12 protein-coding genes are annotated in these 12157 nt (G+C 66.3%); 4 read left to right on the top strand and 8 right to left on the bottom strand.

Annotated features, from left to right (window positions below):
- Positions 1-51: 51 nt before the first annotated feature.
- Entirely contained in the window at positions 52-1224 is a 1173-nt protein-coding gene (locus AC1VNX_RS05225) for an isovaleryl-CoA dehydrogenase (protein ID WP_483155765.1), read from the bottom strand.
- Positions 1225-1365: 141 nt separating this feature from the next.
- On the opposite strand from AC1VNX_RS05225, the gene AC1VNX_RS05220 reads away from it, so the two are divergent.
- Positions 1366-2394, top strand: coding sequence for an AraC family transcriptional regulator (locus AC1VNX_RS05220; RefSeq protein WP_483155764.1), 1029 nt, complete (start codon positions 1366-1368; stop codon positions 2392-2394).
- A 21-nt stretch (positions 2395-2415) separates the two neighbouring features.
- On the opposite strand, the gene AC1VNX_RS05215 is transcribed toward AC1VNX_RS05220, so the two are convergent.
- The 7 genes from AC1VNX_RS05215 to AC1VNX_RS05185 all read right to left on the bottom strand — a co-directional run bounded on the left by AC1VNX_RS05215 (position 2416) and on the right by AC1VNX_RS05185 (position 8935).
- Entirely contained in the window at positions 2416-2889 is a 474-nt protein-coding gene (locus tag AC1VNX_RS05215) for a hypothetical protein (protein ID WP_483155763.1), read from the bottom strand.
- Between the two features lie 45 nt (positions 2890-2934).
- Positions 2935-3261, bottom strand: a complete 327-nt coding sequence (locus AC1VNX_RS05210) for a thioredoxin family protein (RefSeq protein WP_483155762.1) — start codon at positions 3259-3261, stop codon at positions 2935-2937.
- 75 nt (positions 3262-3336) lie between these two features.
- Entirely contained in the window at positions 3337-4029 is a 693-nt protein-coding gene (locus AC1VNX_RS05205) for an HAD family hydrolase (protein WP_483155761.1), read from the bottom strand.
- A gap of 736 nt (positions 4030-4765) precedes the next feature.
- Complete coding sequence (locus AC1VNX_RS05200; RefSeq protein ID WP_483155760.1) at positions 4766-5536, bottom strand: SDR family oxidoreductase; 771 nt, start codon at positions 5534-5536, stop codon at positions 4766-4768.
- Between the two features lie 92 nt (positions 5537-5628).
- Positions 5629-6549, bottom strand: coding sequence for a pseudouridine synthase (locus AC1VNX_RS05195; protein WP_483155759.1), 921 nt, complete (start codon positions 6547-6549; stop codon positions 5629-5631).
- Positions 6546-7856 carry a leucine-rich repeat-containing protein kinase family protein gene (locus tag AC1VNX_RS05190; protein ID WP_483155758.1) on the bottom strand — a complete coding sequence of 437 codons (1311 nt, stop codon included), beginning with the start codon at positions 7854-7856 and terminating at the stop codon, positions 6546-6548. Before AC1VNX_RS05190 ends, AC1VNX_RS05195 begins: the two co-directional genes overlap by 4 nt.
- Before the next feature lie 14 nt (positions 7857-7870).
- Positions 7871-8935, bottom strand: a complete 1065-nt coding sequence (locus AC1VNX_RS05185) for an MBL fold metallo-hydrolase (protein WP_483155757.1) — start codon at positions 8933-8935, stop codon at positions 7871-7873.
- 118 nt (positions 8936-9053) lie between these two features.
- Here AC1VNX_RS05185 and AC1VNX_RS05180 point away from each other — a divergent pair, with 118 nt between their 5' ends.
- From AC1VNX_RS05180 to aceK, 3 genes are read left to right on the top strand one after another with little or no spacing between them, the layout of a single operon-like run.
- A complete protein-coding gene (locus tag AC1VNX_RS05180) occupies positions 9054-9488 on the top strand; it encodes a MerR family transcriptional regulator (RefSeq protein ID WP_483155756.1) in 435 nt (144 codons plus the stop codon).
- 27 nt (positions 9489-9515) lie between these two features.
- The gene (gene can / locus AC1VNX_RS05175; protein ID WP_483155755.1) at positions 9516-10247 is read left to right on the top strand and encodes a carbonate dehydratase; all 732 of its coding nucleotides are present in this window, start codon (positions 9516-9518) and stop codon (positions 10245-10247) included.
- A 43-nt stretch (positions 10248-10290) separates the two neighbouring features.
- On the top strand, positions 10291-12111 hold the full coding sequence (gene aceK / locus AC1VNX_RS05170; RefSeq protein ID WP_483155754.1) for a bifunctional isocitrate dehydrogenase kinase/phosphatase: 1821 nt from the start codon (positions 10291-10293) through the stop codon (positions 12109-12111).
- Positions 12112-12157 lie beyond the last annotated feature (46 nt).

Here is a 12157-nt window from a genome sequence, read left to right as displayed (position 1 = left end):
CAGCCCTCTCCCCGAGGGGAGAGGGAGCAAGAGGAGGCAGCACGATTCATCCTAGGCCGTTTCAGCGAACAGCTCGCGCCCGATCAGCATGCGCCGGATCTCGCTCGTGCCCGCACCGATCTCGTACAGCTTGGCATCGCGCCACAGCCGCTCGACCGGGAATTCCTTGGTGTAGCCCACGCCGCCCAGCGCCTGGATCGCCTCGCCGGCCATCCATGTCGCCTTCTCGGCCGAGTACAGGATGGCGCCGGCTGCGTCCTTGCGGAAGGTGCGCGCATGGTCGTTGCGGTCGCAGGCCTTGCCCACGGCGTACACGTAGGCGCGCGTGGCCTGCCAGGTCGAGTACATGTCGGCCAGCTTGCCCTGCATGAGCTGGAACTCGCCGATGCTCTGGCCGAACTGCTTGCGCTCGTGGATGAAAGGCAGCACCGCGTCCATGCATGCCGCCATGATGCCCAGCGGGCCGCCCGAGAGCACGGCGCGCTCGTAGTCGAGGCCGCTCATCAGCACCCTCGCGCCCTGGCCTTCGCCGCCGAGCACGTTCTCTTCCGGCACTTCGCAGTTGTCGAAGAACAGCGGAAAGGTGTTGGAGCCGCGCATGCCGAGCTTGTCGAGCTTGTTGCCGGCCGAGAAGCCCTTGAAGCCCTTCTCGACGATGAAGGCCGTCATGCCGCGCGCGCCCATCTCGGGCTCGGTCTTGGCGTAGATGACGAGCGTGTCGGCGTCACCGCCATTGGTGATCCACATCTTGCCGCCGTTGAGCACGTAGTAGCCGTTCTTCTTCTCGGCCTTGAGCTTCATGCTCACCACGTCGGAGCCGGCGTTGGGCTCGCTCATGGCCAGTGCGCCCACGTGCTCGCCGCTCACCAGCTTGGGCAGGTATTTCCTCTTCTGCGCATCGCTGCCGTTGCGGTGGATCTGGTTCACGCACAGGTTGGAGTGCGCGCCGTACGACAGGCCCACCGAGGCCGAAGCGCGCGAGACTTCCTCCATGGCCACGATGTGGGCCAGGTAGCCCAGTTCGGTGCCGCCGTACTCTTCCTTCACCGTCATGCCATGCAGGCCGAGGTCGCCGAGCTTCTTCCAGAGGTCGTGCGGGAACAGGTTGTCGCGGTCGATGTCGGCGGCGCGCGGTGCGATTTCGTTGGCGGCGAAGTCCTGGATGGCGCTGCGCAGCGAGTCGATGGTGTCGCCCAGGTCGAAGTTCAGGCCGGGATCGTGCATGGGGTTTGTCTCCTCTGAGGTCGGCGCGCAGAGCTACCCGCGCGGAATGGCGCTTGCTTGAAAGTCCGCAGCTTACGCTTCGCCGTGCCTCAATTGGCGCCACAATGGTTGCAAATTGCGCCACGACCCGCCGCCCAAGCCATGTCTCCTCCGTCGCTCCTCCGACCCACCCGCGCGGTCACGCCGATGGCCTTCGTGAGAGCCATCGCGCAAGCCTACGAACGCTACGGCAAGGACCCGGCGGAGGCACTGAAGGCGGCACAGATCACGCCGCGCGAGCTGGCGCGGCCAGGTGCCCGGGTGACGGCCGCGCAGTTCGAGGCGCTGTCGGGCCACGCCATGCAGGAACTCGACGACGAAACCCTGGGCTGGTTCACCCGCCGCCTGCCCTGGGGCAGCTACGGCATGCTGTGCCGTGCCTCGCTGGGCTCGCCCAACCTGGGCGTGGCGCTCAAGCGCTGGTGCCGCCACCATCGGCTGCTGACCGACGACATCGGCCTGTCGCTCGACGTGGCCGCAGGCGTGGCCACGCTGCGCATCGCCGAGCACCGGGCGCTGGACGACGCCTTCCGCGAGTTCTGCCTGGTGACCATCCTGCGCTTCGTGCACGGCTACATGTGCTGGGCCATCGACTCGCGCATCTCGCTGCGCCACGCGGCCTTTCCTTTTTCCGCGCCGCCGCACAGCGACGCCTACCCGCTGATGTTCACGCCGGACGTGCGCTTCGGCGCGCCGCAGGCGGGCATCGCCTTCGACGAACGCTACCTCGCGCTGCCGCTGCAGCGCGACGAACGCGCGCTGCGCGCCATGCTCAAGCGCGCCCTGCCGCTCACTATCCTGCAGTACCGCCGCGACCGCCTGCTGGGCCAGCGCGTGCGCGAACTGCTGCGCTCGCGCGCCGGCGAGGCCACCACCGCCGAGGCGCTGGCCGCGCTGCTCAACGTGTCGGGCCGCACGCTGCACCGGCAGCTGCACGAGGAAGGCACCTCGCTTCAGGCATTGAAGAACGAAGTGCGCCACGAGATGGCCGTCGACCAGCTGCGCCGCACCACGCGGCCGATCAAGCAGGTGGCGCTGGCGGTGGGCTTTCGCAACGAGAAGAGCTTCTCGCGCGCGTTCCAGCAATGGACAGGCCAGGCGCCGCGCGACTTCAGGCAGCGGGACAAATAGGCGCTGCGTTCGGATGCGGGGTCAGCCAGCCCGCGCCGACAGGGGATGCTCTTCGCGCAGCAGTCCGTCGAGCGCCGAAACCTGCCACGCGAACTCCTCGGCGAAAGCCTCTGGATCGGTGATCGCGTAGGCGCCGTACGCATAGACGGTTGCGTAAGCCGCGTACTCCGCAGCCTGCAGCGCGCGGCCGGCAACGGCCTGGTACACGGCATAGGTCGCGGAGACCGCCGCATGGGCCGTTCCGTCGATGGAACGGGAACCCGGATGGCTCCCCGCCACCACGGCCATCCGCTGCTCTGCCAACGCCAGAGCGGCGGAACGGGCCTTGCCTTCGAGAAATGCGCCCAGCGTGTCCAGCCCCTCCACGGCCTCCGGCGACTCCAGCAAGTGCCGCACACGCTGCACGCATGCGAAGCCGAAACGCAGCCGCAGCAGCCGCCGCGCTTCCGAGTCGAGATCGGCCGCCTTCGCGAGTTGATGCAGTTCGGTGTTCATGAGCTTGCAGCGCTGCGCCGATGGGCAAGCACCATGCCGGGCCGATCAGGCAGGCTGGTCGATCAGCGCCAGCGCGTCGGCGATGGACTTGCTGTCCTCCGGCCGCACCAGCTTCGCGACTTCCTTGCCGTCGCGCATGAACACCAGCGTGGGCCACAGCCGCACGTTGAACGAGCGACCCAGCGGCCGGCCGCTGCCGTCTTCCACCTTGATGCGGCGCACGTTCGGAAACCGGGCGAATGCCTCGGTGATGTTCGGCTGGGCGGCCTTGCAGATGCCGCACCAGTTGGTGCCGAACTCGACCACGGCGGGGCCGGTGAGCGTGTCGATCTCGCTGCGGTCGGGCTGCTCGGTTTTGTATTCGGAGGTCATGGGGTTGCTTGCTTCCTTCCTTCTGCCTGCCTGGGACTTGGGGATTGGCTCGACTCCCCGCATTCCAACAGAAACTCAGGCCGCCTGCAGCCCGTAGCCCGAAAGCAGCGCGGGCAATTCGGCCATGTCGCTGAACACCCTCACCGCGCCCACGCTCAGCAACGGCCCGGGACCGCTGTGGCCCGACTCGCCCGTGCTGTAGCCGAACACCGTCGCGCCCGCCGCCACGCCGGCCATCGCGCCGGTGACGGTGTCTTCCACGATGGCGCAGCGCCTGGGGTCCACACCGAGTGCCTCGGCGGCCGCGAGGTACACGTCGGGATGCGGTTTGGAGCGCGGCATCTCGTGGCCGCTGAAGATGCGACCCTGGAAACAGTCGAGCAGGCCGACCTTGGCGAGCTGCAGCTCGACCTTGTGGCGGTCGGCGCCCGATGCGCAGGCGATGCGTCCCTTGAGCCTGGCGTGGATTTCGCGGATGGCTTCGGGGGCGCGCGGAATGGCGACCAGGTCGCGCTCCAGGGCCTCGTTGCGGCGGGCGCGGAAGGTTTTCAGCCAATCGTCGGTGATCTTGAAGCCGGTCTTTTGTTCGATCAGGGCGGCTTCGTCCTTCACGGCTTTGCCTGTGAAGGTGTTCATCGATTCTTCGGTGGTGATTTGCCAGCCCAGCTCGCCGAGCATCTGTGCCAGGACGCGGTTGGTGATGGGTTCGGAGTCGACGAGGACGCCGTCGCAGTCGAATAGGACTGCTGAGAAGGGGAAAGGGGACATTGCTTTTTGGGGGCCTGACTTGGGTTGCCTTGATGGTAGCAATCGGCTTTTGGGGTTTGCTTTCCGGGGCCGGGTCTCGGCCCGGCGGCCGACCTACTTTTCTTTGCTTCGCCAAAGAAAAGTAGGCAAAAGAAAGGCGACCCTACTGTCTGCGTCCCTTCGCTTCGCTACGGGCAACCTGCGGTGCTCGACGTAGGAGGGGGTCCGCAGAACTCGCTTCGCTCAAACAGCTGCGGCCCTGATCCCTCCTACGTCTGCGCTCCTCGGCGCAGCCAGAAGGGATCGACACGCGCCATCGCTGCGCTCGGCTTTTGAACAGCCTGGACTGGCCTTCGCTTCGCTCGGCAGCAGATGCAGGTTCTGAACTATTCCTGAGGCGCAAACCACGCACGCAAGTCCAACAACCCCACCGCCCCATTCCAAGCACGACAAGCGCGAAGCGCCTGCCGTGCCTTGGTGGCCGAGCGAAGCAAAGGCCCGGGCGTCTCCCCTCCCCTCTGGCTGCGCCGAGGAGCGCAGCGTTTCGCGGACAAGGGCTCGCAGCTGTTTGAGCGAAGCGAGTTCTGCGAGACCCCGCGAAACGCGAGCACCGCAGGTTGCCCCGTAGCAACGCGAAGGGGTCGCAGACAGTGGGGTCGCCTTTCTTTTGCCTACTTTTCTTTGGCGAAGCAAAGAAAAGTAGGTCGCCCGCCGGGGCGAGTCCCGGCCCCGGAAAACAAAGGCCCAGCAAAACCCATCAACGCGCGTGCGTAACGCCCCCATCCACCACCAACGTAGACCCCATCACATAGTCCCCAGCCCGCGAGGCAAGGTAAATGGCAGCCCCCGCCATGTCCTCAGGCACCCCAATCCGCCCCGCCGGAATCCGCCCCTTGATCTCATCCCCATGATCCCGAGCCACCTTGTTCATATCCGAAGCAAACGCCCCCGGCGCAATCGCACTGACCACGATGCGATCCTGCGCCAGCCGCAGCGCCATGCGCCGAGTAAGCTGAATCAGCCCCGCCTTGCTCGCCGCATAGGAGTACGTCTCCTGCGGGTTGACCGAAATCCCGTCGATCGACGCAATGTTGATCACCTTCGCCAGATGGTCAGTGGCGGCTTTCTTGAGCATCGGCGTCAACGCCTTGGTCAGGAAGAAAGGCGTCTTCAGGTTCAGATCCACCACCTTGTCCCAACCACTTTCCGGGAACTCTTCATACGGCGCGCCCCACGCAGCCCCAGCGTTGTTCACCAGGATGTCCAGCGAGCCTTCGTGCTTCGCATAGGCATCGACCAGCGCCTGCGCCCCCTCCAGCGTCGACACGTCGGCCGGCAGCGACACGCAATGCCCGAAGGCCGACAGCTCCTTCGCCGTCTCGTCGCAGGCCGCGGCCTTGCGCGCCGAGATGTAGACGCGCGCGCCCTGAGCCAGGAAGCCCTCGGCGATCATGCGGCCGATGCCGCGCGAGCCGCCAGTGATCAGCGCGGTGCGGCCTTTCAGCGAGAAGAGTTGGGTGGTGTCCATGATGCGGATGTCTCCTGAATGATTGAATGCGTACGGGAATGGATCGATCGGATTCAGGAAACGAGCTTAGTGCGCGCGGCGCCGCGCGCGCGTCACCTCGGTGTCAGCAGCAGGCTGCGAGGGCTGGTGAAGCTGCGCTGCTCGCCTGTGACGGGGTCGGTGAAGGCCAGCGAACGGGCCAGCAGCTGCATGGGCTTGCCGAAGTCGTCGGCCCCTTCGGGCAGCAGCACTGGATAGATCGGATCGTTCACGATCGGCATGCCCAGTGCCATGCAGTGCACGCGCAGCTGGTGCTTGCGCCCGGTGATGGGTGACAGCCGCAACAGCGCACGGCCCTCGTGCACGTTCAGCACTTCGATGCGCGTCTCGGAGTTGGGCTCGCCGGATTCTTCGCGCACGCGCATGAAGTGGTCGTCGTCCACGAGCCGGCTGCGGTAGACCGCCGGCACCGACGACACGCCCTCGCGCCACGGCACCACGGCCTCGTAGTGCTTGGTGATGCGGCGCTCGGGAAACATGGATTGATAGGCGCCCCGGGTGGCGGGCTTCACCGAGAACAGCACCAGCCCCGAGGTGCTGCGGTCGATCCGGTGCAGCGGCACGAGGTCATCGAGCTTCAGCTTGCGCTTGAGGCGCACCAGCAGGCTTTCCTTCAGGTACTTGCCCTTGGGCGTCACGGGCACGAAGGGAGGCTTGTCGACGACCAGCAACTGGTCGTCCTGGAAGACGACCTCCTCTTCGAAAGGAATGCTCGCCTCGCCATCGAGGGTGCGGTAGTAGTAGACGCGCAGCGGCGACTGGTAGCGGCGCGTGGCGGTCACCGGCACGCCGTGCTCGTCGACGACGTCTCCCGCCTCGATGCGCTCAAGCCAGGCTTCGGGCGTGATGATGGGAAAGCGCTCGATCAGGTATTGCGCGATGGTCGGCCAGGGGCCGTACGGCAAGCCGGTGCAGCTCGGGCCTACGCCGTCGCGCGTGGGCAGCGGCATTTGCGTTGGCCGGCGGCGGGTCATGGCAGGGGGGCGTGTTGCTGCAGTGCCGACAAGGCTTCGGCGAAGGTGGGGCGTGCCGATGCGTCGGGGTGCAGGCAACGGTCTTTCAGCGTCGGCATCTCTGGCGGCGGTGTGTCGGTGCAGCGGTCGAGCAGTTCTTCAAGCAGGCAGCCGAAGGCCCGCACTTCCAGCGCCTGGAATGCCTTCGTCTGTTGCGCGTCGAGCGCACCGGTAAGCCATGCCGCGCCGAAGTCGCCGAGCCGGCCGCCGCCCTGCGCATGCCACAGGATGTTGTGCGCGTAGAGGTCGCCGTGAAGGATCCCCCGCGCGTGCAGATTCTGCATGGCCGAGGCGATATCGCGAGCGATGCGCAGCGCCGTGTCGGCGGTCCATTTCGCCTCTTCGGCGTAGACGTCGCGTGTGCACGATACAAGGCTCGGCGGCCCGGCGAGGGTGGCGAACGCAGGATCGACCAGCGCCATCACGAGGCCCTCGGTGCCTTCGGGATGTCCGTCGATGCGGCTCTGCGCGGCGATCAGCGTGGGATGCGCGCCGGCCGCGATGCTGGCGGCCATTTCGCTGTGCGGCCAGCCGTCGCTGGTGACCGCACCCTTGAAGAGCTTGACCGCCACCGGCTGCGAGTCGGCGCCAAGTATGGCCCGGTGGATCACGCCCGATGCACCTTCGCCGAGCTTGTCACCCAGCGTGAGTTCGCTCCAGTCGACGTGCGGCACCGACTGCGCCACGATGGCCGCGTCCTCGGCCTGGGTGTCGAAAGGATTGCCCGCGCAGGCGAGCCACGACAGGCGCGGCAGCGATGGCAGCCACCCGGGCAGCGTCTCGAAACGGTTGGCCGAGATGCGCAGCAGTTCGAGATGCTCGAACTTCGCCATCGAATCAGGCAGCGTGCGCAGGCGGTTGCCGGCGAGCATCAGCTTCTGCATCCGCGTGCATGCGCCAAGCGAATCGGGAAGCTGCTCGATTTCGTTGTCGGTGAGGATCAGCCATCGCAGCGAAGGCGGCAGCGCATCGGCCGGCACGGTGCGGATGCGGTTGGCCTTGAAGCCCACGATGTCGAGGCCTCGACAGCGGCCGATGGATTCAGGCAGCGTGGTGAAGCGGTTGTCGGAGCAGAACAGCACGCGCAGCCTGTGCAGGCGGTGCAGGTCGTCGGGCAGCGTGTCGAGCGCATTGCCCGAGAGGTTCAGCACTTCCAGCGAATCGGCGAGGTCGAAGACCTCGCGCGGGAACTCGGTGAGTCCGCACGAGAGGTCGATACGTGTTGCGCCTGCCAGCCGGCCCGCGCGCAGCTGAGCCAGCGTGTCCATCCGGGGAGTTTAGGTCAGGCGGCCTTGGCGCCGAAACGGTAGATGCCGTCCTTGCCCAGCTCCCGCTTCACCTGGCCGGAGAACCACAGCAGGTGCAGGTGCGCCACGGTCTCGCCCATGGCGAAGGTCATCTGGTGCAGGTCGAGTTCGCGCTTGAACAGGATCGGCAGGCCCTCGGCGGCGGTCAGCGCGCGCGCCGTGCAGGCTTCGAGCAGCTCGGCCAGGCGGTCGCGGTGGTGCTCCTGCAGCTGGTCGACGCGGCGATGGATGCCCCTGAACGGCTTGCCATGCGAGGGCAGGCCCAGCGTGTCGGCGGGCAACGCCTTGAACTTGTCGATGCTGTCGAGAAAGAGGCGCAGCGAGTTCGCCTCGGGTTCGCCCGCGTGCACGCTTACGTTGGTGGAGATGCGCGGCAACATCATGTCGCCGCCCAGCAGCAGCTTGAGCTCGTCGCAGTACAGCGAGATGTGCTCTGGTGCGTGGCCATAGCCGCTGATGCAGCGCCAGGCGTGGCCGCCGATGGTGACGATGTCGCCGTCGAGCATGCGCACGAAGCTGTCGGGCACCGAGGGCACCATGTTCGCGTAGTAGTTGGTGCGCGCCCGTATCTTGGCGACCGCCTCGGGGTCGGTCAGCCCGTGCGAGGCGAAGAAGCTCGCCGCCTGCTCGCCGCCCGCCAGGGTGTCGCCGGCGGTGCTGAGCACGCGGGCCACGTGGTAGTCGGTGGAGCTGATCCACAGCGGCACGTTCCAGCGCTTGCACAGCCAGTCGGCCAGGCCGATGTGGTCGGGGTGCATGTGGGTGACGATGACGCGCAGGATCGGCATGCCCTGCAGCTGCGTCTCGAACACCTGCTCCCATTGCGCGCGCGCCTCGTCGCGGGCGATGCAGCAGTCGACCACCGTCCAGCCCTCGACGCCGTCGATGCTGTCACGCAGCAGCCAGAGGTTGATGTGGTCGAGCGCGAAGGGCAGCCGCATGCGGATCCAGCGCACGCCGGGCGCCACTTCCAGGGTCTGGCCGGGCTCGGGGAGCGTGTCGCCGAGGGGGTAGTGGAGTTCGCGTTCGAGGAGGTTCATGTAAGATTGACGTTTACGTAAACGTCATGAGTCAAGGGCACCATTGTAGGGATCGCGGCGAAAACCTGCTGTCGCGCCCGTAACGCCCCCGAACAAGCCCTTTTTCGCCACCGTCGTCATGCCCGCGCAGACCTTCACCATCAGCCAGCTCGCGAAGGAGTTCGACCTCACCACGCGGGCCATCCGCTTCTACGAGGACATGGGCCTGCTCGCGCCCGAGCGCGCCGGGCTGCAGCGCGTCTACAGCTCGCGCGACCGGGCCCGGCTCACGCTGACGCTGCGCGCCAAGCGCCTCGGCCTGAGCCTGACGGAGGCCAAGGACATCCTCGACATGTACGACAGCCCGCGCGACACCGTCCCGCAGCTGGAAAAATTCCTCGGCGTGCTGGGCGCCCACCGGGCCCAGCTCGAAGCGCAGCTTGCCGAGCTGCAGGCCAACCTCGCCGAAGTGAAGGAGCACGAGAAGAAAGGGCGGGCAACACTCGCCAAGGCGCAGAAAAGCAAGACACAGAAGGCCGGCAAGGCCCAGAAACCGGCCGAAGCCAAGGCCTGATACACCTCTCATCGACAATAGCCGACTATGTCCGAAAAACCCGACAACCTCGACGACCTCTTCGCCCACAACCGCGCCTGGTCCGCCCAGATGGAGCGCGACCGGCCAGGCTTCTTCACCGGGCTGGTGAAGCAGCAGACGCCGCGCTACATGTGGATCGGCTGCTCCGACAGCCGCGTGCCCGCCAACCAGATCACCGGGCTGGAGCCTGGCGAAGTGTTCGTGCACCGCAACGTCGCCAACATCGTGGTGCACTCGGACCTCAACGCGCTCTCGGCGATCCAGTTCGCGGTGGAGCACCTGAAGGTCGAGCACATCATGGTCGTGGGCCACTACGGCTGCGCGGGCGTGAAGGCCGCGCTCAGCGGCAAGCGCATCGGCCTGGCCGACAACTGGATCCGCCACATCCAGGACGTGCGCGACCGCCACCACGTGATGCTCGAGAGCCTGCCCGACGAGGAAGCGCGCGTCGATGCGCTGTGCGAGCTCAACGTGGCCGAGCAGGTGGTCAACGTGGCCGTCAGCACCGTGATGGTCGACGCCTGGGCGCGCGGCCAGAAGGTCAGGATCCACGGCTGGACCTTCGGCGTGCACGACGGCCTGCTGCAGGACCTGGGCCTGAGCGTGGACGGCACGCAGCCGCTGGACGCCGCCTACAAGGCAACGGTGCAGCGCATCCGCCACAAGTGGAGCAAGCCCGGCGAGGTGGTGCGTTCGATCGGGGCCCAGGCCGCGGTCAGCGGCTCCGAGCCGGCCTGATTCCGGGCGGCTCGCAGCCCTTCATCCGCTGTCTCGCGCCGCCATGTTCCCGCAGCGCCTCGACTCGCCGCTGGCCTACGACATCGCGAAGGCGATGATGGACGGCTTCAACCGGCACTACCGGTTGTTCAGGGCCGAGTCGGCGCGCGCCAAGCACCGCTTCGAAACCGCCGACTGGCATGGCCAGCAGCGCGCGCAGCGCGAGCGCATCGAGTTCTACGACCTGCGCGTGGGCGAGGCCGTGGCCCGGCTCGAGAAGGAGTTCAAGGCGGGCGAGCAGCCGATGGACGTGTGGCACCAGATCAAGCTGCACTACATCGGGCTGCTGGTGGACCATCACCAGCCCGAGCTGGCCGAAACCTTCTTCAACTCGGTGACCACGAAGATCCTGCATAGGGCGTACTTCCAGAACGACTTCATCTTCGTGCGCCCGGCCATCAGCACCGAGTACATCGAGCCGCGCGGCGCGCCCACCTACCGTCCCTACTACCCGTCGCCCGAGACACTGGCCGACACCATCGAGCAGATGCTCGACGACTTCGCGCTGCTCGGCACCTTTGCGAACAAGCGGCGCGACGCGGAGCGCGTGGCGCACGTCATCCTGAACCGCTTCCACCAGGTCAAGCTGCGCGCCAACTTCCAGCTGCAGGTGCTGTCGGGCCTGTTCTTCCGCAACAAGGGCGCGTACGTGGTCGGGAAGATCATGAACGGCTTCACCGAGCTTCCGTTCTCGCTGCCCATACTGCACGACAGCCACGGCCGGTTCTACATCGACGCCGCGCTCTTCGGCGAAGACGACCTGCAGATGCTCTTCAGCTTCGCGCGCGCCTACTTCATGGTCGACATGGAGGTGCCCTCTGCCTGGGTGCAGTTCCTGCGCTCGCTCATGCCGCGCAAGCCGCGCGCCGAGATCTACAACGCGCTGGGCCTGGCCAAGCAGGGCAAGACGCTCTTCTACCGCGACTTCCTTTCGCACCTGAACTATTCGAGCGACCGCTTCCGCATCGCACCCGGCATCAAGGGCATGGTGATGCTGGTGTTCGACCTGCCGTCGTTCCCGTTCGTGTTCAAGGTCATCAAGGACTTCTATCCGCCGCAGAAGGACACCACGCGCGAGCAGATCAAGGGCAAGTACATGCTCGTGAAACAGCACGACCGCGTGGGCCGCATGGCCGACACGCTGGAGTACAGCGACGTGGGCTTTCCGCTCGACCGCTTCGAGCCCGGGCTGATCGAGGAGATCCGCAAGTTCGCGCCCAGCCAGCTGGAAATCGGCGACCGCGACGGCAACGGGGAGATGGAGGTCGTGGTGAAGCACGTCTACATCGAGCGGCGCATGATCCCGCTGAACATCTACCTGCAGGAAGCCTTCGACACGCTGGCCAACCCCGAGAGCCCGGCGCATGCGAAGCGCGCGAAGGACCAGCTCGAACATGCGGTCGTCGAATACGGCAACGCCATCAAGGACATGGTGGCCGCCAACATCTTCCCCGGCGACATGCTGTGGAAGAACTTCGGCGTCACGCGCGGCGGCAAGGTCGTGTTCTACGACTACGACGAGATCGAATACGTCACCGACTGCAAGTTCCGCAAGGTGCCCGAGCCGCGCAACGAGGAAGAAGAGATGAGCGGCGAGGTCTGGTATTCGGTCGGCCCGAAAGACGTGTTCCCCGAAACCTTCGAGCCCTTCCTGCTGGGCAACAAGGACGTGCGCGAGGCCTTCATGGCCCACCACGCCGACCTGCTCGACGCCGCCTTCTGGCAGCACCACAAGGAACGCATCCAGGCCGGGCAGATGCTTGATGTGTTCCCGTACGAAGAATCGCAGCGCTTCCAGCACGAAGGGCACGCGACGCATTTCTGACCGATCGCTTTTCTTTTCCCTTTCCGATTCCGCTTTCACATTTCCG

The sequence above is a fragment of the Variovorax sp. TLI9-5A genome, assembly GCF_056867935.1.
This window is presented reverse-complemented; position numbering and strand designations above follow the sequence as displayed.